Origin of the sequence: Aureibaculum luteum, assembly GCF_003449015.1 — a bacterium.
In the GTDB taxonomy this organism is placed as follows: Bacteria; Bacteroidota; Bacteroidia; order Flavobacteriales; family Flavobacteriaceae; genus Aureibaculum; species Aureibaculum luteum.
Genome location: NZ_QRGD01000010.1, coordinates 96,086 through 119,583 on the forward strand (window position 1 = coordinate 96,086; position 23,498 = coordinate 119,583).

A 23,498-nucleotide genomic window follows, 5' to 3' on the forward strand; every position below is an offset into this window, starting at 1 on the left:
TAAACACTTACCATTCATAGGTTCTATCGGCATCAAGTCGAATAAAAATAAAGAGTAAAATAGTAAATCCCCATAAAGAAGAACCTCCATAACTAAAAAACGGCAACGGAATACCAATTGTAGGAACTAGCCCTATAACCATTCCTACATTTATCATAAAGTGAAAAAAGAATATGGTTGCTATAGAATAACCAAATACCCTACTAAACTTTAGTTTTTGCCTTTCAGCTACACGTATTATTCGTAATATAAAGGCTATAAATATAATTATTACAGCACTCGTGCCAATAAACCCCCATTCCTCACCAACTGTACTAAAAATATAATCTGTATGTTGCTCAGGCACAAAATTACCTTGAGTTCTATCTCCTTCTAAAAAACCCTTACCTGTTAAGCCCCCAGAACCAATTGTAATCATTGATTGATTCGTATTGTACCCTATCCCTCTTGGATCAACTTCTTTACCTAAAACTATACTAAATCGATCTCTATGGCGTTGTCCAAATACATTATTAAAAATGTAATCAACACTGAACATAAATAGCCCTACAATTAGAAATAGAACAATAACCTTAGGCCACTCTCTATTTAACTGAAATTTATTTATGTTAATCAAGTATAAAATCATCAAAGTTAGCAATGAAATAATAATTATAAGGGCAGTTATAAATCCAAAGTATAGTGTAGATAAAAACAAAATCATTAACATAAAACCAATTCCTAAATAAACACCAGGAAGTCCTTCTCTGTACATTACAAAAAACAAAGTAAAATATATTATACCTGATCCTGGGTCTGGCTGTAACGCAATTAATACCGCTGGTATGGATAGAATTAAAAAGGCTCTAATTTGAGTTTTAAAATTACTAAGATCTCTATTCGGCTCATTTAAAAAATTAGCCAAAGCTAGTATGGTAGCCACCTTTGCAAACTCAGATGGTTGCAAACTAACCCCTCCAAAATTATACCAGGAAGTAGCTCCATTAATAGTATTCCCAAATAGGAATAAACCCGCCAAGCTCAGCATTGAAATAACATAAAAAACACCGGCAAAACGTTCGTAAAATTTGGCATCTATGGATATTATTATAACAATTAGCACGCCGCTTAAGCCAATCCACCGCAATTGTTTTCCATATAACGTAGTAACGTCAAAAACACTTTGACTAGTATCTGTAACAGAGGCCGCATAAATATTTATCCAACCCAAAAATACGAGCACTATAAAAAATAATACTAATACCCAGTCTACACCAGCAAATATGTTATTCTGCCTTTTCCTCAAGTTCTTTTTTTAATTTTTCTTTAATTTCTTTTTCTAATTGTTCTGTTAAAAGTTGCTTATCATATTCTTCTCTAAGACTACCTTCAAACATCTTTTTTTCATATGCTTTAAGGCTAACTTCTCCTTTAAGATATTTTTCAATCATCAATGATGCCATAGGCCCTGCCCACCTTGACCCCCAATAACCGTTTTCAACAAAAACGGCAATGGCTATTTTAGGATTGTCTTTTGGAGCAAAAGCTATAAAAATGGAATGATCTTGACCATGTGGGTTTTCCGCTGTACCTGTTTTTCCGCAAATTTCAATACCATCTACCTTAGAATACCTAGCCGTGCCTTTCTCAACTACGTCATACATACCCTCTACTACAGGTATAAAATACTTTGGATCAATAGTGGTCTTTTTAGGGTTAATAAACTTATCGATTTGTATCGGTTTATTATCAATTTTTTTTATGATATGAGGAGTAAAATAATAACCTCTATTTGCGACTGCGGCAGTCATATTAGCCAATTGAATTGGGGTAGTTAAAATTTCACCTTGCCCAATGGCGTTAGAAATGGTAGTTGAAGCTCCCCAATTAAAAGTAGGATAATATTTATCGTACAGTTTTTCATCAGGTACAACACCTCTACGCCCAGTAAACAAATCATTATGTAAAAAATCACCCAATCCAAAACTCTTCACATGCTCACTCCACCTTTTCATGCCTTCTGAAGATGTAGGGTATTTTTCAATAATTTTTTTATACGTACTCGCAAAATAGGCATTACAAGACTGATGAATCCCACTGTTTAGATCATTTACAGTTCCAGAAGAACAGTGACATTTCATAAAACCTCTTCGTCCATAACGGTATCCATGATAACAAGTAACACGTGACTCAGGTGTAATAACCTCTTCTTGAAGTCCTATTAAAGCAGTTAATATTTTAAAAGGAGAACCTGGAGGGTATTCAGCTAACAATGCTCTGTCAAACATAGGTTTTTCATGACTGTCACTATCTAATTTATTGTAATTCTTAGATCGTTCTCTACCTACTAAAAGATTAGGGTCATAGGTAGGTGCCGAAACTAAAGCCAAAATTTCTCCTGTTGAAGGTTCAATTGCAACAATACCACCTCTTTTATTTGCCATAAGGTCTTCGGCATACTTTTGAAGTTTAATGTCAATGGTAATATTAACATCTTTACCTACTATTGCTAACGTATCATACTCGCCTCCTTTGTAAGGGCCAATTACTTTATTAAAACGATCTTTTTGAATAAATTTCACCCCTTTAACACCTCTTAACGCTTCCTCGTATTCTTTCTCAACACCATTCTTACCTATTAGCTCTCCTTGTTGATAGTTTTTGTTATTTAAATCAGCAGTTGTCACTTCAGATATATAACCCAACACATTAGCTGCGGACTGTATAGGATATTGTCTTAAGGATCGTTTTTGAATGTAAAAACCCTTGTATTTGTACATTTTTTCTTGTAAGTAGGCGTAATCGCCTTTTGAAAGTTGAGCTACAAATACCGATGGTAATCTAGGGGAGTGTTTTTTTGCTTTTTTATATTTTCCTACAAAGTCCTCTTTATCGATTTTTAATAATTTGCAGAACTCCAAGGTATCTAATGGCTTTACATCACGCGGTACAATCATAACATCATACGACGGTTGGTTGGCTACAATTAAAACACCGTTTCTATCATAAATAAAGCCTCTTTCGGGATAGTCGTATTTCGGCGTTACGGCAGAATTATTAAGTGGTGAGCCCTTATACTTAGAATCTAGTACCTGAATATAGAATAACCTGATAATAAATAACAAACCCACCAATAATATAGAAAAATATGCAATATATTTTTTCTCCATTACTATTTGTTTTTATTTAATAATAATAAACTAAATATTATTAAAATAATTGTAAAAATACTTGTTAAAATTGTTCTGGAAAGAATGGTTAGTATTTCTGCAAATTTAAAATATTCTAAACTAAAGAGTACTAAATGATGTGTTAAAGTTATAATGGCAATAAAGCTTAACAATTTTAAAAATGGAAGTTTAATAATTTTAAATACGGGAAAGTCTATTTCAGATTTTCTCGTTAAAGCCTTTATTAATGGCAATCTTATATATGCAATACAGACTGTTGCAGCAGCGTTGACCCCACCAGAATCTAAAAAAAAGTCAATACTCAAGCCTAAGAGGAAGCTTAAAACTAACAATAAACCTCTATCTTTTTTCAACGGAAAAACAATCACAAATAAAATATATAAAAATGGATTTATATACCCCAAAAAGTTAATGTTGTTTAGTATGATTACTTGAACAAGTATCAAAACAATAAATAATAAACTATTTTTAACTATTTCGTTCATTAATCTAATCCTTGTAGTAAGTTTTCTATTTCCTCTTTATCATAACTTGTTATAATATTTACAGGCCCAATGGCACTCATATCATTAAACAACTTGACATTAACTTCCTTATACGTATTATTCTCTTTATTAAAGTTTAAAATAGTGCCCACTGGAATTCCTTCAGGAAAAATAGTTGATTTACCTCCAGTAATAATGGTATCTCCAACTTTAATATTTGCCTGAATGGCTATATCTTTTATTTGAAGTACATTATAATCTTTTCCATTCCAAGCCAATGATCCATAATGAAAACTATTTAATAATTTCACATTGATATTGGAAGTTTCATTTAAAATAGATAAGACCGTAGTGTATTTTTTTGATGTAGAATTGGTTATTCCAATAACTCCCCTACTGTTTACGACGCCCTGATCAGGTTTAATACCCTGATCCATACCAGCATCAATCATGAGGAAATTAAATTTTCTATTGTACTGATTTCTAATTACTTTAGCTGAAGTATAGCTGTATTTTTGAAAATATTTAACTGAATCTACAACCGTAACTAATTTTGAGGTACTATCTCTGGGTATTTTTGACAATAGATTTTTCAATCGAACATTTTCTTCGAGAAGTTGCTCGTTATACTCTTTTAAGCTTGTATACTCTTTAAAAGAATTAACTTTCTTGTAAACACCTCCAGTTATAGCATTCGCTGAATTTACAAATTTACTATTATGATAAGAATGACTTTGCATTGTAAATGTAAAAGCTATAATTTCTAGCAACAAGAAGAGTAAAAAGTACTTGTTTTTTAGTATAAAACTAATTATTTGTTGCATATTATAACATAGTGTCAAGTAAAAGCCAAAACCTACGTATAATACAATACGTCTTTTGCACCATCCCTTTGTTAAAAAATAATTTCATAGCTAAGGCTCTGCAATAAAATTTTGCCTAGGTGCGGCATAAAACCTGCGGTTGCCATATGTGTCATTTCAGCTTTTACTTGACACTAAACATTACTATTTCATCAATACCATTTGGTATTTCTCTAAGTCTTTCAACGCAATACCAGTACCTCTAACTACAGCTCTCAAAGGGTCTTCTGCAACATATACAGGCAAATCTGTTTTACGTGATAGTCTTTTGTCTAAGCCTCTTAGCATAGAACCACCACCCGCTAAATAAATACCAGTATTATAAATATCAGCTGCCAATTCTGGTGGCGTCTGAGATAAAGTTTCCATTACTGCATCTTCAATTCTAAGAATAGATTTATCTAATGCTTTGGCAATTTCTCTATATGATATTTTTATTTGTTTTGGTTTTCCGCTCAATAAATCTCTACCCTGAACTAAAATATCTTCTGGTGGATTATCTAATTCTTCCGTAGCAGCTCCAACAACAATTTTGATGTTTTCAGCAGTAGCTTCACCAACATACAAGTTATGTTGTGTACGCATGTAATATGCTATATCATTGGTAAATACATCACCCGCAACTTTTATTGATTTATCACAAACAATACCTCCTAAAGCAATTACTGCAATTTCAGTAGTACCACCACCTATATCAATAATCATATTTCCTTTAGGCTGCATAATATCTATCCCAATACCAACTGCAGCTGCCATTGGTTCATGAATTAGATAAATATCCTTAGCATTCATATGTTCGGCTGAATCTCTAACTGCCCTCTTTTCAACTTCTGTTATACCCGATGGGATACATATTACCATGCGTAGTGATGGAGGAAAGAAAAAACGTTTTTTAATTGAAGGAATTTGCTTTATAAATTCCTTTATCATTTGTTCTGAAGCTTCAAAATCAGCTATTACACCGTCTTTTAAGGGTCGGATAGTTTTAATATTCTCATGCGTTTTACCTTGCATAAGATTGGCTTTTTTGCCAATAGCAATAATTTTGCCAGTAGTTCTATCCTTTGCTACAATTGACGGGCTATCAATAACCACTTTACCATTATGAATGATAAGCGTATTGGCAGTTCCTAAATCAATCGCAACATCTTCAGTCAGGAAGTCAAAAAATCCCATAGAGTTATTTAGTTTGGATTATTTAATTTTTGCGAATTGCCAAAGTTAATAAAATTAAAGGAATGTAAACGAAAGTTCGCCCCAAATTTAAATAAAAACTTTCTTCAAAGCCTCAAAGCTTAAAACGGGGTCATAAAGGAAGGCATCTCATTTAAGTAAACCATAGATCAAATCTTAATTATTTAATTTTTAATAGAACCAAATTAACCTAGTTTATGGAATTAAAAAACCTATTTTACTAATAATTAAAAGTTTAGTTATCAGTAAAATAGGTAATTAATCAAACCGAAAAATTCTATCAACTAAATATTTTTCGTTAGTGTTTGAAATGTCTAGTTCCTGTAAATACCATCGGCATACTTTGACTATTACAATAATCTATAGATAATTTATCTTTTATTGATCCTCCTGGCTGAATAACAGCATTTATTCCCGCATTTTTAGCAATTTCTACGCAATCAGGGAAAGGAAAAAACGCATCACTCGCCATCACAGCATTATTCAAATCAAATTCAAAATGTTTTGCTTTTACAATGGCCTGATTCAAAGCATCAACCCTAGAGGTTTGTCCTGTACCACTCGCAAAAAGCTGTTTGTTTTTCACTAAAACGATAGTATTTGATTTGGTATGTTTACAAATTTTAGAAGCAAAAATTAAATCATCAATTTCTTGCTCAGAAGGGTTAGCAACTGTTACCACTTCTAAATCTTCAGTTGAATCTGTCTTATTATTTCTATCTTGAACTAAAACTCCATTTAAGCATGTTCTTACCGAAGTTTTAGATAGTTCTACATCTTTTAAAATAAGAAGTATTCTATTTTTTTTACCCTTTAAAATTGCTAAAGCTTCATCACTAAAAGAAGGAGCAATAACCACTTCACAAAACAAACTATGAATTTGTTCCGCTGTTGCTTTGTCTATTTCCATATTAGCAATTAAAACTCCACCAAAAGCAGAAACAGGATCGCCAGCTAAGGCATCTCTATAAGCTTCTGAAAGGGTATCGCGTTGTGCAAAACCACATGCATTATTATGTTTTAAAATGGCAAAAGTTGGAGCTTCATTTTTGAATTCATTCATTAAATTAACAGCTGCATCAACATCTAACAAGTTATTATAACTCAACTCTTTTCCATGTAATTTCGTAAACATGGCATCAAAATCTCCAAAGAAAAAACCTTTTTGATGCGGGTTTTCTCCATAACGTAACACCTGACCGTTGGTTTCACTAATCTTAAGAACTACCTCTTCTTCATTTGCATTAAAATAATTAAAAATAGCAGTATCGTAATGTGAAGAAACATTAAAAGACTTACCGGCAAAGCTCTTACGTTGTTCAATCGTTGTTTCACCGTTTTGAGATGATATAATTTCTAAAAATTCATCATATTGCTCCATTGAAGAAACACAAATTACATCTTTAAAGTTCTTGGCTGCGGCTCTAATCAAAGAAATACCACCAATATCAATTTTTTCTATAATCTCTTGTTCAGGAGCTCCAGAAACAACTGTTTTTTCAAATGGGTATAAATCTACAATTACAATATCCAATTCAGGAATTTCAAACTCTGCTAATTGAGCAACGTCACTCTCATTTTCACGTCGAGACAATATGCCTCCAAAAACTTTAGGGTGTAATGTTTTAACTCGACCACCTAAAATGGAAGGATATGAAGTCAAATCCTCTACGGGTTCAACTTGAATACCCAATTCGTTGATGAATTTCTCAGTACCGCCTGTTGAATAAATAGTTATACCTAATTCATTTAACTTCTGAACTATAGGCTCTAATCCATCTTTATGAAATACTGATATTAATGCTGATTTTGCTTTTTTTGAAGAACTCATTTTTTCCTGTTATAATTTTCCCCAAAGCTACTAAAACACAATTGCTTCTGCACCAAAAAATTTTGGTGATTTATTAACAGGTGTTAATAGTTTTTTATGAAGTATAAAAATGCATTGATTTTGATGATTTCAAATTATAGATAAATCACTAAAAACAGAAGTCTACCAACAAAAAACATTATCAATACTGAATTAGTTCTATTGATATGAACGCCTATTCATTTTACACTCATTACATCGATAAAACTTATAATTTACTTACACAGTCACAAACAAACTCCAACAACTCCTCATCGTCTTTAGTAAACGGATTTGCAACATGCGAGTCAATATCAATTTGACCAATATTTTTACCATTTATAAAAATTGGAATTACAATTTCTGATTTTACTTTAAATCCACAAGAGATGTAATTATCTTGTTCAGCAACATCTTGTACCACAAAGTTTTTATTGCTTACTGCAACTTGCCCACAAATCCCTTTCCCAAAAGGAATAATGGTATGCTCCGTTGGTTCACCAGCATATTGAGCTAATTTCAATTCCTCTTTATCACCATTCTTAAAGTAGAAACCAACCCAATCATAATAACTAATAGTTTCCTTTAAAAAATCACAAATTCTTTGTAGCTTATTTCCGTATGCTAGATTGCTATTTGAAATATCTTCAATATTCTGTTTCAAAGTTTTTATATCCATAAGATTAATTATATTTGACTGACGCAAAAATAACCCACTTTAGTTTGAAAAAAAGAAAAACAATTATAAGATTTTTAATAAAGTTTTTTGTTACTTATTTTTTATTGGTAGGTATTTATTCTATTTATCTAAATCAAACGCAACAAAAAGGAGATGTTTTTTCTTGCTCACCTATAACAAAAACGGTTGCTAAACATGCTCAACAATTTGGTGAATTTTTTGGTTACCCGGTCCATATAGAACAACATGAGTCAGAATTATCGATGAAGTTTTTTATAGGAGATGCCTATGTTGCTAGAGTGGTAGAAGGTTGTAATGCCATAAGTGTAATCATTCTCTTCTTAACTTTTATTATAGCATTTTCAGGTAGCTTAAAAGCTACAATTATTTACGCTATTGTTGGGATTTTCTTTTTATATATAGTTAATGTAGCTCGGGTTTTTATCTTAAGTTTGTTAATGTATAAATATCCTGAGTATCAAGATATATTGCATAACCTATTGTTTCCAGCTATTATTTATGGTGCTGTATTTTTACTGTGGATCATTTGGGTAAAACGTTTTTCTTATTTAAAAAAGTCTAAGAATGAATAGAGCTGTTAAATACATTCTTGTTTTTTTACTTTTTACAATGCTCGTTTTAGTAAGAGCATTTCAAAAGCATTTGTTCTACGACCCCTTTATTCATTATTTTGCTAGTGACTTCTTAGCCAAACCGATACCAGAATACGACACTGTTAAATTATTTACAAGTCTATTTATGAGATACCTCATAAACACATTAATTTCTCTAGCAATTATTTATGTTATTTTTCGCAAAAAAGGATTAGTCAAATTTTCTATAAAATTTTATATAGCCGCATTTATTTTCTTAGGAACTTTTTATTTTATTCTACTTAAAATGGAAATGTTAGATGGCTATTTACTTACTTTTTATGTTAGACGGTTTTTAGTTCACCCTATTTTTGTTCTCATTCTTGTACCTGCATTTTATTATCAGCAAAAACTCGTTAGACAATCTAAAAAAATGTAATTTTAACGTTTAGTTTCCGACTAACAAAACTCATTAAATTTATTCCAAAATGACGGAATCAAAAGCGGTTTATATTCCTCCTTGTAAACATCCTAGAATTGTAATAATTGGTGCTGGTTTTGCCGGTATTCATTTAGCAAAAGCATTAAAAAATAAGCCCTTCCAAATAGTACTTATCGATAAAAACAACTTTCATCAATTTCAGCCTTTGTTGTATCAAGTAGCAACCAGTGGTTTGGAACCAGATTCAATTGTTTTTCCAATTCGTAAAATTTTTAGAAATTATAAGCACTTTGTTTTTAGAATGACTGATGTGCTTAACATTAATTCCAAAAATAAAAGTATAACCACGGATATAGGGATTATAAATTACGATCATTTAGTATTAGCTTCTGGTAGTACTAATAATTTTTATGGTTTAAAAGATGTTGAATCGAATAGTATTGGACTTAAAACCATACAAGAATCTTTAGATATTCGAAGTAATATTTTACAAAATATAGAAAAAGCAAATCAATCTAACGACGACGAAACAAGAAAGCTAAATACCGCTATTGTTATCATTGGTGCTGGTCCAGCTGGTGTAGAAACTGCAGGTGCTTTTGCCGAATTTAAAAAATTTATTTACCCTAAAGATTATCCTGAGTTACGTAATTTTCCATTGCAAATTCATGTTGTAGAGGCCGGTAAAAGAGTACTTTCTGCAATGAGTGACAAATCTTCTAAAGACTCTTTAAAAGATTTACAAAAAATGCAAGTGAATGTGCATTTAGATACGGCCATTAAATCATATGATGGTAAAACCGTTCAATTATCTTCTGGTGAAACCATACTGTCATCCAATTTAATTTGGACTGCTGGTGTAAAAGGACAATTCCCTGACGGTATTGATTCGGAAATTATCACACCAGGTAACCGTATTGAAGTTGACTTATTTAACAAAGTTAAAGGCCATGATTCTATTTTTGCGATTGGTGATGTTGCCGCAATGCAAACGGAAGATTATCCTAGAGGGCATCCTATGGTTGCTCCTACTGCCATTCAACAAGGTCAACATTTGGCTAAGAATTTACAATTAGAAGAGGGGAATTGGAAGCCTTTCAACTATTTAGATAAAGGGTCGTTAGCTACTATCGGAAAAAGAAAAGCAGTAGCCGATTTTGGAAAATTACACTTTCGTGGAAAATTTGCTTGGTTTATATGGTCAACGGTCCATTTAATTTCTATCAGTGGATTTAAAAATAAACTTCGTGTAGGTTTAAATTGGGTAAATAATTATGTATCCTATGATAAAGGAAATCGGTTGATTATAAGAAAGTATAAGCCGAAATCTTAAATTCACTTTACAATTATTACAATATAAATCCGTTATTTAATATTAACATTTATTTCAAACATTAACTGTTTAGATTTTATACTTTTGCATTTCAACTGCGAAGTAAGGGCATTTGATTTAAAATGGAAAGTACCCATCTATTTGAAATATTTTAATTCATAGATTTGGTTCTAAATTACTAAAATGAAGAAAAATATTCTTAAAATATCAGCATTGTTTATGGCAGTTATTTTACTGTTTTCAACGCTTTCTTTCACCGTTCACAAACATATTTGTGCTGGTGAAGTGTCTGATATTGCACTTTTCGGAAATCTGGAGAGTTGCAACATGCATGATAACAATACAGATAATAACCTTACCTCTTTTGTAAAAGAATCCTGCTGTCAAGATAATGCTCAATTTATAAAAGGTTCAAATGCTGAATTAAAAACTTCTAAAACTTCACAGGATGATTTTACCGTTTTAACATCAGTATTTTTATATACGTACTTCAATTCTTATGAGTCAATAGATAAGAATTCAAACGATTTTAAAGATTACTTCCCTCCTATAGTCATAAAAGACATTCCGGTACTTTACGAATCTTTCCTCATCTGATTCATTTAATTAAACTCTTGTTTAGATGCTGTTAAACACAACATCTTTATTACAATTAATTTAATTAAATGAAAATTTCGAATGAAAATTATACTTAAAATAGTATTCATTTTAATTCCTATTATGTTGCAATCACAAACAACTATTAAAGGAATGGCAATGATAAAAAACAGCCAAGGTAAAACAGAAGGTTTACCAGGAGCAACCATTTACTGGTTAGATACCGAAATTGGTACAACTACAAATGATAAAGGATGGTTTACCTTAAAATACAAACCAGAATACACAAATCTAGTCTTTAGTTTTGTAGGTTATAAAACAGATACCGTTACCATAAACGAGCTTAAAGAAATCCATCATTTTATGATTGAAGAAAATGGGTTGGATGAAATTATAATACAAGCTGAAAAAGAAAACACTTCAGTTTCTTATTTACAATCGGCTAACATTATCACCATTAATGAAGGTGAATTACTAAAAGCAGCCTGTTGCAATTTATCAGAAAGTTTTGAAACTAACCCTTCTATCGATGTTAATTTTTCGGATGCTTTAACAGGCACAAAACAAATTAGGATGTTAGGTTTGACAAGCCCATATATTTTAATTGCTCAAGAAAATATTCCATCTGTTAGAGGAGCATCACAAGCATATGGACTAACCTTTACACCGGGAACATGGATAGAAAGTATTCAAATTACCAAAGGAGCAGGCTCTGTAGTAAATGGTTATGAAAGTATTGCTGGTCAAATAAACACTGAATTAAGAAAACCTTTGAACGACGACAAGTTATTTGTAAATGCTTATGGTTCGCTAGATGGAAGATTAGAATTGAACACTCATTTTAGTCAAAAAGTTTCTAATAAATGGAATACAAGTTTATTTGTACACGGTAACCTACGTGATAAGAAAATGGATGTAAATGATGATAACTTTCTTGACTCACCACTCGCTAATCAGATAAATGTGATGAACCGTTGGCAATATACGGATGCTGTAAACGGCTTTGTTAGCTTTATTAATTTCAGGTATTTAAAGGACGATAAGCAAACGGGAGAAATTGATTTTATTCCAGAAATGCATAAATTAACCACTATTAAATATGGTTCAGAAATAAACACAGAACGTTTTGATGCTTCTGCCAAGTTAGGTTATGTTTTTCCTGAAACGCCTTATAATAGTATGGGCTTTCAAGTCGCATATAGCCAACATCAACAAGATTCATATTTTGGTCTGAATCAATACAACATTAATCACAAAAGTGTTTATTCTAATTTACTATTCAGTTCAATTTTAGGAAGTACATTACATAAATATAAAACCGGCATCAGTTTCACACACGATTCTTATGACGAATTTGTTAATACAACTGATTTTGGGAGATCTGAAAATTCTGTTGGCGGTTTTTTTGAATATAGTTATGACAATTTAGATGACTTTAGCTTAATTGCAGGTTTACGTTTAGATGTTCACAATCTGTTGGGTACATTTATTACTCCTAGATTACATATGAGATATGCTCCATGGGAAAAAGGCGTTTTACGTTCCTCAATTGGTCGTGGTAAAAGAAGTGCTAATATTTTCGCAGAAAATCAGCAACTTTTTGGATCGTCTAGAGTCATGAGTATTTTGAATTCAAACGGTAAAATTTATGGTTTAAATCCAGAAATTGCTTGGAATTATGGAGTTAGTTTTTTACAAGGATTTAATTTACTTGATAAAAATGGTACCATAACGGTTGACTACTACAGTACACAATTTCAAAATCAAGTAGTTGTTGATGTAGATGAAAGCCCACAAGAAGCTTTGTTTTATAACCTTGATGGAAACTCACATGCCAATAATTTACAAATAGAATTTAATTATGAATTAGCAAAGCATTTAAATTTACGCTTAGCATATAAGTACTATGATGTAAAAACGTATTATCTTAAAGGAAGTTTAGAAAGTCCGTTACAAGCTAAAAATAGATTTTTCGCCAATATTGGCTATGAAACCAATCTCAATGCAAAAGGTGGCAACTGGCGATTCGACTACACATTCAATTGGATTGGTCAACAAAGACTCCCTTATACTGCCAGCAACCCAGTTCAATATCAACTGGCTGAAAACTCGCCCAGTTACAGTCTAATGAATGCTCAAATAGCCAAAGTATTCTCAAAAAACTTTGAAGTCTATGTCGGTGGAGAGAATTTAGCAAATTATAAACAAGAAAATCCTATATTAGCCTCGGAAAATCCATTTGGAGCTTACTTTGACAGTAGTATTATATATGCTCCAATTTCAAGAGGAATGTATTATGCTGGATTACGTTATACTTTAAATTAAAAAATAAAATACTTATAAAAGAATTATAATATGAAAAAATTAATTTTAATACTGGTAGCAATAATGGCAATTTCAGTTTCAGCTGAGGCTCAATCTAAAACCTCAAAAGTAACTTTTGAAGTTGATGGGGTTTGCGAAATGTGTAAAGAACGTATTGAGAAAGCAGCAATTTTAACAAAAGGTGTTAAGTTTGCAACTTGGAACATCCAAAAAAAAGAGTTGTATTGTATTTACAACAATAAGAAAACAACACTTACAAAGATTAAACAAGCTATTGCAGATGTTGGCCATGATACAAAAGAAATAAAAGCCACAGATGAAGTTTACGACGGTATTGACGAATGTTGTAAGTACAGAACTCTAGAAACACATTAGGCCTCACCCGAAACCACAAAAAAATGTAGTTTCGTCCTCTCCGAAGGAGAGGTATAACCGAGGATACAATTAACTATTAGAAACGGTATTCAAAGGAAAGGTAAAAAAAGAATTATTAACTTTAACTAAAATAATAACAATGAAGAAACTAATTTTAATGTTAGCCGTTGTAACGGTTGTAAGTATTGCGTTTACATCTTGTAAAAGTGATAAAAAAGAAGATGTAAAAACGGAAGAAAAAGTTGATGTAGCTTCCAACGAAGTTTACCAATGCCCAATGAATTGTGAAGACGGTAAAAGCTATACAGAAGCTGGAAGCTGTCCTGTTTGCAATATGGCCTTAAAGTCTAAAACAGTTGACATGGATGGTGACAGCCATAAAGAACATGCTGATGAGGATGAAGATGATCATAACGACAGTGAAGAAGATGGAGATAAGGAAGCTTAAAATTTAAGTATAAAGACTAAGTAAACTAAAAAACGCCACAAGTTGTGGCGTTTTTTTAGTTTACCATTTTTACCGAATTGATATTTCCATATTCATCATGTTCCTGAACTGGATTATTTGGATCAATTACCCATTTACCGTCCACAATATATTTATAATGGTATTTGCCGCCTTTTAGCGTTAATGTGCACTTCCAAACGCCATCATCCTCTTTTTTCATTGACACTTCTTTCTTGTTCCAATCGTTAAAAGAACCCGTTAAAAAAATATTCGTTGCGTTTTTATAACCTATTAATTCAAATGTAACTTCTTTTTTGATCGTTAAAATAGAATTGAAAGTATGGTGTTCATTATATTCTTTATGTGCATTTTTAGGATCTTCCATCCAATTTCCATCTACAATAAATTTATATTGATAGGTATCTGGTTTTAATTGTAACGAGATTTTCCAACCACCTTTTACTTTCTTCATTTTTAAGAGGTTCTTGTTCCATCGGTTAAAAGTGCCTGATACTATTACTTTTTCAGCATTATCATATCCTTCTAAGAAAAAGTGAACGTTACCTTCCTCTTTAGAAGGAAACGAATGCATTGTCAAATTATAAACCTTATGCCATATATAACTCTTTTCAGATTCTGTAATATTGTAAAATGATTTATCTGGTTCCGCCCAATATTCATTATTAATTAAATATTTAAATTCCCAAAAATACTTTTCATCAAAATCTGTTATACTTTTTGTTAATTGATAGGTATAACCTCCTGTTTTTAGCATCTTCCACTCCTCTCTTGACCAATCATTAAATTGACCTGACACCGCTACTTTAAATATATCTAAATTAGAGGCATCTACACGTTTTGAAGTATTGTCTTTAGTGAATTTTTCATAATCTCTAACATCAAAATTAAAAATAACACTATCATTTTCAATGCTATATGTTGGCATATGTTGCCCTATAACAGTAGCTGAAAAGCACATGAAAATTATGATTAAGTAGTATTTAATGTTCATTTTATTTATAAAAAATAGTCTTAACAAAGTACAATTGCTTCTTTTTATAATTTAATATCATTCTACGTGTTACGATAAATTCATACCCCAAAACACCATCTAATTCAGTTCCATAAGCAACATTCATGTTTTTAAGATTGGTAACAATAGTTTTCATTGGGCCACAATAGATAGTACTTGACAATTTTACTTTATGCAATTTACCTGCCAAAACGTTCTTTTTTCGTTTACCCGCTCCGACAACAACCATTTGCTTAGGTGTTTTAAAATTTTTCATTACTTTTTTAGAAACTGATTTATCGAGTAAATTCATTTCGGCACCAGTATCTAAACCAAATCTCAATTTTTGATTATTCACATAAGAATCTAAAACTACGGTATGTTTTCTTAATGAGAAATTAAGGGTATCTGTTATTTTTTCTAAATAAGGTAGTTTGTCTACTTTATCACCGTCGTAATTAATTTTAGATAAGGTAATCTGTTTTAAATAAAAATCTATAAAAATTTCATAATCTCTAAGTACATCATAACCTATAACACCAAAAAGTTGCATTTTTTTTGTTTTCTCAATATGAGATAAATCCAAGATATGAGATTTCACATTATCAATACTAAAATCTTTGACTAGTATTTTTTTCAACCATTTAATTTTCACCTCATCAATTTCACTGCTAACACCTGAGTGCATTAAGTCCGTCGGTTTGCTATTTGTACCATCAAAATGAACATTATTTAGTAATAATTTCTCGGCACCTGTATCTATAATAAAATTTCCTTTTCTATTAAATATTTCAGCTTCAATTACTATTAAACGATCATAAAGCTTAAATGGAATACGGACTGTGTTTTCTCCGATATACTCTGCCTTAGGAAATTGCAATGTAGTTGTACCTTTTTCTTTGTCATCAGCAAATAAAATTGTTGAACAACATAAAAATATACAGATACAAAGTCGAAAAGCTTTCATTGGAATATAAATTTACGTAATATAAATAAGACGCCACATTTTATATAATGTTACACTTTAACAAATTTCTAATTCTTACACATACATCGTAATCTATAGAATTAAGAAATATATACTGATAGTTACATAGTATTCATAAATACTACTCAATTAACATCAATAACGATGTAAAAAAACACCTACAAGAAATGATATCTTGTAGGTGTTTTTAAAATTATTTGTGTACGAGGCTTTCGACTACATCATGCCTGGCATACCACCACCCATTGGAGGCATTCCTCCAGCTGGACCTTCTTCTTTAATATCAACCAAAGCACATTCAGTAGTTAGTATCATACCTGCAACTGATGCTGCATTTTCTAAAGCAATACGTGTTACTTTCGTAGGATCTATAATTCCTGCTTTAAGCATATCGACATATTCTCCAGTTTTTGCATTAAAACCAAAATCTTTCTTACCTTCTAAAACTTTTGCAACAACAACAGAACCTTCGCTACCTGCATTTTCAACAATAATACGTAATGGCTCTTCTATCGCTCTAGCAATAATTTGAACTCCAGTAGTTTCGTCTAAATTTTCTGTAGTTAACTTTTCAAGTACTTTTTTACTTCTTAACAAAGCAACTCCACCACCTGTAACAATACCTTCTTCAACAGCAGCTCTAGTAGCATGCAAAGCATCATCTACTCTATCTTTTTTCTCTTTCATTTCTACTTCAGAAGCAGCACCAACATACAATACAGCAACACCCCCAGCTAACTTAGCCAAACGCTCTTGTAGTTTTTCTTTATCGTAATCAGAAGTTGTAGTTTCTATTTGTGATTTAATTTGATTTACTCTAGCCGTAATATCTTTTTTAGCACCAGCACCATTAACAACAGTAGTATTATCTTTGTCAATAGTAACTCTCTCTGCAGTACCTAACATATCTAACGTTGCATTTTCTAAGGTAAATCCTCTTTCTTCTGCAATTACAGTACCTCCTGTAAGAATAGCTAAATCTTCTAACATCGCTTTACGTCTATCTCCAAATCCTGGAGCTTTAACTGCAGCAATTTTTAAAGATCCACGTAATTTATTAACTACTAAAGTCGCTAAGGCTTCACCTTCTACATCTTCAGCAATAATCAATAAAGGTTTACCTGATTGAGCAACTGGCTCTAAAACAGGTAATAAATCTTTCATTGAAGATATTTTCTTATCATATAATAAGATATATGGATTCTCCAAATCAGTTATCATTTTCTCTGAATCAGTAACAAAATAAGGAGATAAATAACCTCTATCAAACTGCATACCTTCTACGGTATCAACATAAGTATCTGTTCCTTTCGCTTCTTCTACAGTAATTACACCTTCTTTACCAACTTTTTGAAAAGCTTCTGCAATTAAATCACCAATAGTTTCGTCATTATTTGCTGAAATAGACGCTACTTGTTTAATCTTATCGATATTATTACCAACTACTTGAGATTGTTTTTGTAAATCTTTAACAATAGCTTGAACGGCTTTGTCTATACCTTTTTTCAAATCTAAAGGATTAGCACCTGCCGCCACATTCTTTAAGCCTTCTTTTACTATCGCTTGAGCTAAAACAGTTGCAGTTGTTGTACCGTCACCCGCTTGATCGTTAGTTTTAGAAGCAACTTCTTTAACCATTTGAGCTCCCATATTCTCAAGAGGATCTGTTAACTCAATTTCTTTTGCAACAGTTACACCATCTTTTGTTATTTGAGGTCCACCAAAAGCTTTACCAATTACTACGTTACGTCCTTTAGGACCCAATGTTACTTTTACTGCATTTGCTAATGCATCTACACCACGTTTTAAGCCGTCGCGAGATTCGATGTCAAATTTTATATCTTTTGCCATTTTATTTTTGATTTTAAGTCCCAGTGCCCAAACGGACATTTCCCTTCAAGGGAAATTTACTGGAACTATATATTATTATTAATTATTTATTTTAATTGCCGCCACCAATAGGTAGTTATAGAATTGCGAAAATATCGCTCTCTCTCATAATTAAGTAATCACCACCATCTAATTTTAATTCTGTACCAGCATATTTACCATATAATACAGTATCTCCAACTTTAACTGTGGTAGGTTCATCTTTAGTTCCTTTACCTACGGCTAAAACTTTACCCTGTTGTGGTTTTTCTTTAGCTGAATCTGGAATATAAAGTCCAGAAGCTGTTTTAGTTTCAGCAGCCATTGGCTCAATTACTACTCTGTCCGCAAGAGGTTTGATTTTTATTTTACTCATTTCTTTAAAATTTTTTAGTTAATTCAATCGAATGTTACTATGGCTAAAAATATGCCAATTATTAAAATATGACAGATAGTCATTATCCTAATATAATTGTAATCTTAAGAGGTAATATGATTAAACAAAAAAATGCCAACGTGACACTTACGTTAGCATTTTATATGTTAAAATTAAAAATTTCTTAATTTGATGTTGAATCTTGTAAAGTTGCTGGTTGCTCTACACTTACAGGAGCTGTCTGCTCAATAGGATTTCTATCATTTAAGGTTTCTTCAATTTGCGATTTAGTATCAATTGTATTTCTTGGAATAGCAAAGTTTGATAATAAAATCAATGCAAATAAAGCTATGGCCAATGTCCAAGTACTTTTATCTAAAAAGTTAGTTGTGTTTTGAACACCACCTAAAGTTTGTGTTCCTTGTCCACCTAATGAAGAAGATAACCCTCCACCTTTAGGATTTTGAACCATAATAATAAGTATTAGTAAGACTGCTACAATAACAATCAGAACTAGAAATAGTGTATAAGTCATTTTTTATGAATTATTTTTTTGTAAAAATTTTATTGCCTTAATTCGGTCTGCAAAGAAACTACTTTTTTCTGGATATTTCAAACTTAATATTTTAAAAGCTTGTATCGCATTATCATACTTTTTTTGTTCGAGATATACGCGTGCTAAAGTTTCGGTCATTAAAGTACCATCTTCAACAACACTTTCAAATGAAACGTCAATGTTTTCAACGTTTTTGATTGCTTCCATTTTAGGTTTAGTCGCAATAAATTGCTCAATAATATCGAATTTCTCTTGATTTATGGAAACTTCTTTTGGTTTTATATCTTCAATAACTTCTTGCCTATCTATGGGTTTTATATTGGTGAGTTGCATCCATTCACCAAAAGAATGCATTTCTGAAAGGTCAAATACTAGTGGTTTACCGATATTTAATTTTTCTTCTACTTTTTCAATTACTGTCTCTTCTTCAAAAATTGTAGCAATCGGTTGATCTTGTTCTAATTCTTCAATTATTTCAAAATCAACAACCTCATTCGTTTCTATTTTTTCTTTTTTTTTCTCAATTATATTTGAATTATCTAAGGTATCTGCAGTGATAAAATCGAACAACACTGTTCTGTTGGTGGTATATGCTGCCGTTGATTTAAGTGCTGAATTGTATTTAAAACTATGCTGATTCTTTAAGCCTTTAAGATGGATCATTCTTGCTGCTTGAAAATAAGGATAGTTTTCCAAAATATCTTCTATAGCATTCGTTTGCTCGATGGTTATCGATCTTTTAGTATCTAATAATGATGTAAATTCTGAAATGTTCATATTACCATTTTGCTACAGAAGCGTTATAAATATCTTGAGTTAATCGTTCAAAAATTTCTTCCAAGGCTGTTTCTAACACTCCACCTATTAGTTGTGAATTTGCATCAAAATCTGAATAAAAAGAAAATGTCTTTTCAAAATCATCTTCTTCAACTAATTTATTATAAAAGCGTACTCTTACCGCTATAGTCAATCTATTTTGTGCGGCTGCCTGATCTGCTGTTGCCGTAATAGGAATTACCTTATAATCCGTTATTTCTCCTTCAAAGTACAAATCGCCACCAGTTGTTGTTAAACTCAAATTTGTTTGACGTGTAAACAAATCACGTAAAGCATCTGTAAATTTTTGACTTAACGTTGGCTCAACAAGTATTGCATTATTAGGAAAATAATCTATCTGTATTGTTTTTGCATCACCTGTACTACCTCCGGTAAAAGAATATATACCACAACTTTGGGTGGTTAGTAATAAAAATGCGTATGCTATAATTATTTTTTTCATTATTTTAATCTATCCTCTAAGAAACTACGGTAAATTTGATAAATACTACATTGATTATAACACCAACACCCCTTTAGTCCCCTCAAGGGGACAATCTTTACGTTCAAACTTTGTATAATTCATTATAATTTGTAAATATAATAATCTCGAAACCAAAATCTAATATCTCCTATCTAAAATCTGGCATCTACTACAAATCGTACTGCTTTATTTTTCTGTATAATGTTCTTTCTGAAATACCTAACTCTTTGGCTGCTAATTTTCTTTTATTCTGATTTCTATCTAAAGACTTTTTTATCATTTCATATTCTTTATCCTGTAAAGACAAAGATTCTTCTACCGTTTCCGCATCTTGATAGTTGTCATTATATTCACGTGACTCTTCTTGATAATTATCTCTCTTTTGAGGGGATATTATTTCAACTAAATTTTCTTCATCCTCAGGTGAATCTCCATAAATTTTTTGGATAAGTCGCTGTGTATTTTCAATATTATCATGATCAACTTTTCCGCCCTGCATCAATTCCATAGTCAACTTTTTTAAGTCCGTAATATCATTACGCATATCAAAAAGTACTTTGTATAAAATTTCACGTTCATTGGCAAAATCACTACCCTTAGACCCTCCTTTGATTAAAGCTGGAAAATTTGAACTGTAATCGGGTAAATAACTTTTCAATGTTTGAGCTGAAATTTCTCTGCTTTGTTCTATTACTGATATCTGTTCTGTTACATTCCGCAATTGACGAATGTTACCTTTCCAAGAATAATCTTTTAAAACAATAATAGCATCATCAGTCAACCGGATGGTGGGCATATTGTATTTTTGAGCAAAATCTGAGGCAAACTTTCTAAATAATAAATGGATATCATCTTTTCGTTTTCGTAAGGCAGGTAAATTAATATCTACGGTACTTAATCTATAGTACAAATCTTCACGAAACTTACCTTTTTGAATGCCCTCTATCATATTTAGATTAGTAGCAGCAACAATCCTTACATTGGTTTTCATCACCTGTGACGAACCTACTTTTATAAATTCACCATTCTCCAACACACGTAGTAACCGAACCTGTGTGGTAAGTGGTAACTCCCCTACCTCATCTAAAAAAATAGTACCTCCATCGGCAACTTCAAAATATCCATTTCTTGATTGTGTTGCACCCGTAAATGAGCCTTTTTCATGCCCAAACAATTCACTATCAATAGTTCCTTCAGGAATAGCACCACAGTTTACAGCGATGTATTTTGCATGTTTTCTATGGGATAACTGATGAATGATTTTAGGTATAAATTCTTTACCCACACCACTCTCACCTGTTACTAAAACAGAAATATCCGTTGGAGCGACACGAATCGCTTTTTCTAACGCACGATTTAAGTTAATATCGTTTCCAATAATACCAAATCGCTGTTTTATGGTTTGTAAGTTTTCCATTATTTTCAGATACAAGACTTTTACACACAAGAAACTAGACAATACGCGTCAAATCAAGGAAAAATCTTGAATTATAATTATTAAGCTATCAATTGTTCTCTGAATACCCAACCGCAGTTCCAATTAAGGTTGCAGAGGTACAAGAATTTATTTTTACATTTACAAAATCGCCCATTTTGTAATGTTCTTTTGGAAAAACTACTATAGTATTTTGTGTGTTTCTACCTTTCCATTCATTTTCATTCTTTTTCGAAGTACCTTCAATCAACACTTCTTCTACTTTACCTACGTGTTGCTTTGTCCAATAATGCGAATGTTTTAATTGTAAAGAGATTACTTCTGCCAAACGTCTTTTTTTCACCGCTAGTGGAATGTCATCTTCAAACTTTTTAGCCGCCAGTGTACCTGGTCTTTCGGAATAGGCAAACATAAATCCGAAATCGTATTTTACGTATTCTAATAACGATAAAGTATCTTGATGATCTTCTTCTGTCTCACCACAAAATCCAGTAATCATATCTTGCGATATTGAACAATCAGGCAATATTCTACGAACATTATCTACCAACTCCATATATTCTTCTCTCGTATGTTGGCGATTCATTCTTTCTAATATTCTAGTACTACCAGACTGAACAGGTAAGTGAATGTATTTACAAATATTATTATGCTTCGCCATGACATGTAAGACATCTAGATGCATGTCTTGTGGATTAGATGTAGAAAACCTGAAACGTATTTTAGGAAACTCTGCAGCACATAAATCCAATAATTGAGCAAAATCAACCGCTGTACTTTGAGCAATCTCAGAAGCTTTTGAAAAGTCCTTTTTCAATCCGCCACCATACCATAAATAGCTATCTACATTCTGACCGAGTAAGGTAACTTCTTTAAAATTCTTTTGATTTAGGTCTCTTATTTCTTCAATAATACTTTGCGGATCACGACTACGCTCTCTTCCTCTTGTAAAAGGCACAACGCAGAAAGTACACATATTATCACACCCTCTCGTAATCGATACAAATGCAGAAACACCATTAGATTGCAACCTAACTGGCGAAACATCACCATAGGTCTCTTCCTTAGACAAAATAACATTTATAGCATCGCGTCCTGCTTCTACCTCTTCTACTAAATTAGGCAAATCTCTATAAGCATCTGGACCAACCACTAAATCGACAATTTTTTCTTCTTCTAAAAATTTCGATTTTAAACGTTCAGCCATACAACCTAACACACCCACTTTCATGGATGGGTTTTTTGTACGCTTAACCGAGTTATAATATTGTAATCTTTTTCTTATGGTTTGCTCTGCGTTATCTCGGATAGAACAGGTGTTTACCAACACTAAATCTGCTTCTTCTAATTTTTGTGTGGTATTAAATCCTTCCTTAACCAATATAGAAGCTACGATCTCACTGTCGCTCATGTTCATTTGACAACCGTAACTTTCTATAAATAACTTTTTGTCATTACCAGTTACCTTTTTGGCAACTAAAGATTGACCTTGTTTATTTTCTTCTATGATTTTCTCTGTATGCATTATCTAAAAAATGGAATGCAAATATACAACCTATAAGATAAAATTATGCCATTTTGGCAGAAATTTAACACCCCTAAAAAACCA

The 23,498-nt window shown here is 31.8% G+C and carries 23 protein-coding genes; 7 read left to right on the plus strand and 16 right to left on the minus strand.

Annotated features, from left to right (window positions below; genetic code table 11):
• Positions 1–7 precede the first annotated feature (7 nt).
• The 7 genes from rodA to D3P13_RS19130 form a co-directional block, all read right to left on the minus strand.
• Positions 8–1,285 (minus strand): rod shape-determining protein RodA, encoded by a 1,278-nt coding sequence (gene rodA / locus D3P13_RS19100; RefSeq protein ID WP_117884732.1) that lies wholly within the window; start codon positions 1,283–1,285, stop codon positions 8–10.
• Positions 1,266–3,149: a penicillin-binding protein 2 gene (gene mrdA, locus D3P13_RS19105; protein WP_117884734.1), complete on the minus strand. Its 1,884-nt coding sequence runs from the start codon at positions 3,147–3,149 to the stop codon at positions 1,266–1,268. The genes rodA and mrdA overlap by 20 nt, the downstream gene beginning before the upstream one ends.
• A gap of 2 nt (positions 3,150–3,151) precedes the next feature.
• The gene (mreD, locus tag D3P13_RS19110) at positions 3,152–3,655 is read right to left on the minus strand and encodes a rod shape-determining protein MreD (protein ID WP_117884736.1); all 504 of its coding nucleotides are present in this window, start codon (positions 3,653–3,655) and stop codon (positions 3,152–3,154) included.
• Positions 3,655–4,479, minus strand: coding sequence for a rod shape-determining protein MreC (gene mreC / locus D3P13_RS19115; protein ID WP_117884738.1), 825 nt, complete (start codon positions 4,477–4,479; stop codon positions 3,655–3,657). The genes mreD and mreC overlap by 1 nt, the downstream gene beginning before the upstream one ends.
• A 183-nt stretch (positions 4,480–4,662) precedes the next feature.
• On the minus strand, positions 4,663–5,694 hold the full coding sequence (locus D3P13_RS19120) for a rod shape-determining protein (RefSeq protein ID WP_117884740.1): 1,032 nt from the start codon (positions 5,692–5,694) through the stop codon (positions 4,663–4,665).
• A 316-nt stretch (positions 5,695–6,010) separates the two neighbouring features.
• Entirely contained in the window at positions 6,011–7,543 is a 1,533-nt protein-coding gene (gene purH / locus D3P13_RS19125; protein WP_117884742.1) for a bifunctional phosphoribosylaminoimidazolecarboxamide formyltransferase/IMP cyclohydrolase, read from the minus strand.
• A 247-nt stretch (positions 7,544–7,790) separates the two neighbouring features.
• On the minus strand, positions 7,791–8,240 hold the full coding sequence (locus tag D3P13_RS19130) for a GAF domain-containing protein (protein WP_117884744.1): 450 nt from the start codon (positions 8,238–8,240) through the stop codon (positions 7,791–7,793).
• 44 nt (positions 8,241–8,284) lie between these two features.
• Between D3P13_RS19130 and xrtF the strand changes: the two genes are divergently transcribed.
• The 7 genes from xrtF to D3P13_RS19165 all read left to right on the plus strand — a co-directional run bounded on the left by xrtF (position 8,285) and on the right by D3P13_RS19165 (position 14,353).
• On the plus strand, positions 8,285–8,833 hold the full coding sequence (gene xrtF, locus D3P13_RS19135) for an exosortase family protein XrtF (protein WP_117884747.1): 549 nt from the start codon (positions 8,285–8,287) through the stop codon (positions 8,831–8,833).
• Positions 8,826–9,272, plus strand: a complete 447-nt coding sequence (locus D3P13_RS19140; protein ID WP_117884749.1) for an exosortase F system-associated membrane protein — start codon at positions 8,826–8,828, stop codon at positions 9,270–9,272. The genes xrtF and D3P13_RS19140 overlap by 8 nt, the downstream gene beginning before the upstream one ends.
• Before the next feature lie 49 nt (positions 9,273–9,321).
• Positions 9,322–10,608: an NAD(P)/FAD-dependent oxidoreductase gene (locus tag D3P13_RS19145; protein WP_117884750.1), complete on the plus strand. Its 1,287-nt coding sequence runs from the start codon at positions 9,322–9,324 to the stop codon at positions 10,606–10,608.
• A gap of 183 nt (positions 10,609–10,791) precedes the next feature.
• A complete protein-coding gene (locus D3P13_RS19150; RefSeq protein WP_117884753.1) occupies positions 10,792–11,205 on the plus strand; it encodes an HYC_CC_PP family protein in 414 nt (137 codons plus the stop codon).
• Positions 11,206–11,286: 81 nt separating this feature from the next.
• A complete protein-coding gene (locus D3P13_RS19155) occupies positions 11,287–13,530 on the plus strand; it encodes a TonB-dependent receptor (protein WP_117884755.1) in 2,244 nt (747 codons plus the stop codon).
• A gap of 30 nt (positions 13,531–13,560) precedes the next feature.
• Positions 13,561–13,905 (plus strand): heavy-metal-associated domain-containing protein, encoded by a 345-nt coding sequence (locus D3P13_RS19160; RefSeq protein WP_117884757.1) that lies wholly within the window; start codon positions 13,561–13,563, stop codon positions 13,903–13,905.
• 139 nt (positions 13,906–14,044) lie between these two features.
• Entirely contained in the window at positions 14,045–14,353 is a 309-nt protein-coding gene (locus D3P13_RS19165) for a heavy metal-binding domain-containing protein (RefSeq protein WP_117884759.1), read from the plus strand.
• A gap of 55 nt (positions 14,354–14,408) precedes the next feature.
• Here the strand turns inward: D3P13_RS19165 and D3P13_RS19170 are convergent, their stop codons facing one another.
• The 9 genes from D3P13_RS19170 to miaB all read right to left on the minus strand — a co-directional run bounded on the left by D3P13_RS19170 (position 14,409) and on the right by miaB (position 23,414).
• Positions 14,409–15,365 carry a hypothetical protein gene (locus D3P13_RS19170; protein WP_117884761.1) on the minus strand — a complete coding sequence of 319 codons (957 nt, stop codon included), beginning with the start codon at positions 15,363–15,365 and terminating at the stop codon, positions 14,409–14,411.
• A 1-nt stretch (position 15,366) separates the two neighbouring features.
• Positions 15,367–16,332 (minus strand): pepsin/retropepsin-like aspartic protease family protein, encoded by a 966-nt coding sequence (locus tag D3P13_RS19175; RefSeq protein ID WP_117884763.1) that lies wholly within the window; start codon positions 16,330–16,332, stop codon positions 15,367–15,369.
• A 237-nt stretch (positions 16,333–16,569) separates the two neighbouring features.
• Positions 16,570–18,204, minus strand: coding sequence for a chaperonin GroEL (gene groL, locus D3P13_RS19180; protein WP_117884853.1), 1,635 nt, complete (start codon positions 18,202–18,204; stop codon positions 16,570–16,572).
• Between the two features lie 115 nt (positions 18,205–18,319).
• Positions 18,320–18,598, minus strand: a complete 279-nt coding sequence (locus D3P13_RS19185; protein WP_117884765.1) for a co-chaperone GroES — start codon at positions 18,596–18,598, stop codon at positions 18,320–18,322.
• Positions 18,599–18,782: 184 nt separating this feature from the next.
• Complete coding sequence (gene secG / locus D3P13_RS19190) at positions 18,783–19,133, minus strand: preprotein translocase subunit SecG (protein WP_117884768.1); 351 nt, start codon at positions 19,131–19,133, stop codon at positions 18,783–18,785.
• Positions 19,134–19,136: 3 nt separating this feature from the next.
• Positions 19,137–19,931, minus strand: coding sequence for a hypothetical protein (locus tag D3P13_RS19195; RefSeq protein ID WP_117884770.1), 795 nt, complete (start codon positions 19,929–19,931; stop codon positions 19,137–19,139).
• A 1-nt stretch (position 19,932) separates the two neighbouring features.
• Positions 19,933–20,433, minus strand: a complete 501-nt coding sequence (locus D3P13_RS19200; protein ID WP_117884772.1) for an LptE family protein — start codon at positions 20,431–20,433, stop codon at positions 19,933–19,935.
• A gap of 190 nt (positions 20,434–20,623) precedes the next feature.
• Positions 20,624–21,871, minus strand: coding sequence for a sigma 54-interacting transcriptional regulator (locus tag D3P13_RS19205; protein ID WP_117884774.1), 1,248 nt, complete (start codon positions 21,869–21,871; stop codon positions 20,624–20,626).
• Between the two features lie 88 nt (positions 21,872–21,959).
• Entirely contained in the window at positions 21,960–23,414 is a 1,455-nt protein-coding gene (miaB, locus tag D3P13_RS19210; protein WP_198680067.1) for a tRNA (N6-isopentenyl adenosine(37)-C2)-methylthiotransferase MiaB, read from the minus strand.
• Between the last annotated feature and the right edge of the window lie 84 nt (positions 23,415–23,498).

Coding starts and splice junctions, on each gene's coding strand:
- mrdA (WP_117884734.1), bottom strand. CDS start 3,149: ATGGAGAAAAAATATATTGCATATTTTTCTATATTATTGGTGGGTTTG.
- mreD (WP_117884736.1), bottom strand. CDS start 3,655: ATGAACGAAATAGTTAAAAATAGTTTATTATTTATTGTTTTGATACTT.
- mreC (WP_117884738.1), bottom strand. CDS start 4,479: ATGCAACAAATAATTAGTTTTATACTAAAAAACAAGTACTTTTTACTC.
- D3P13_RS19120 (WP_117884740.1), bottom strand. CDS start 5,694: ATGGGATTTTTTGACTTCCTGACTGAAGATGTTGCGATTGATTTAGGA.
- purH (WP_117884742.1), bottom strand. CDS start 7,543: ATGAGTTCTTCAAAAAAAGCAAAATCAGCATTAATATCAGTATTTCAT.
- D3P13_RS19130 (WP_117884744.1), bottom strand. CDS start 8,240: ATGGATATAAAAACTTTGAAACAGAATATTGAAGATATTTCAAATAGC.
- D3P13_RS19140 (WP_117884749.1), top strand. CDS start 8,826: ATGAATAGAGCTGTTAAATACATTCTTGTTTTTTTACTTTTTACAATG.
- D3P13_RS19145 (WP_117884750.1), top strand. CDS start 9,322: ATGACGGAATCAAAAGCGGTTTATATTCCTCCTTGTAAACATCCTAGA.
- D3P13_RS19150 (WP_117884753.1), top strand. CDS start 10,792: ATGAAGAAAAATATTCTTAAAATATCAGCATTGTTTATGGCAGTTATT.
- D3P13_RS19155 (WP_117884755.1), top strand. CDS start 11,287: ATGAAAATTATACTTAAAATAGTATTCATTTTAATTCCTATTATGTTG.
- D3P13_RS19160 (WP_117884757.1), top strand. CDS start 13,561: ATGAAAAAATTAATTTTAATACTGGTAGCAATAATGGCAATTTCAGTT.
- D3P13_RS19165 (WP_117884759.1), top strand. CDS start 14,045: ATGAAGAAACTAATTTTAATGTTAGCCGTTGTAACGGTTGTAAGTATT.
- D3P13_RS19170 (WP_117884761.1), bottom strand. CDS start 15,365: ATGAACATTAAATACTACTTAATCATAATTTTCATGTGCTTTTCAGCT.
- D3P13_RS19175 (WP_117884763.1), bottom strand. CDS start 16,332: ATGAAAGCTTTTCGACTTTGTATCTGTATATTTTTATGTTGTTCAACA.
- groL (WP_117884853.1), bottom strand. CDS start 18,204: ATGGCAAAAGATATAAAATTTGACATCGAATCTCGCGACGGCTTAAAA.
- D3P13_RS19185 (WP_117884765.1), bottom strand. CDS start 18,598: ATGAGTAAAATAAAAATCAAACCTCTTGCGGACAGAGTAGTAATTGAG.
- secG (WP_117884768.1), bottom strand. CDS start 19,133: ATGACTTATACACTATTTCTAGTTCTGATTGTTATTGTAGCAGTCTTA.
- D3P13_RS19195 (WP_117884770.1), bottom strand. CDS start 19,931: ATGAACATTTCAGAATTTACATCATTATTAGATACTAAAAGATCGATA.
- D3P13_RS19200 (WP_117884772.1), bottom strand. CDS start 20,433: ATGAAAAAAATAATTATAGCATACGCATTTTTATTACTAACCACCCAA.
- D3P13_RS19205 (WP_117884774.1), bottom strand. CDS start 21,871: ATGGAAAACTTACAAACCATAAAACAGCGATTTGGTATTATTGGAAAC.
- miaB (WP_198680067.1), bottom strand. CDS start 23,414: ATGCATACAGAGAAAATCATAGAAGAAAATAAACAAGGTCAATCTTTA.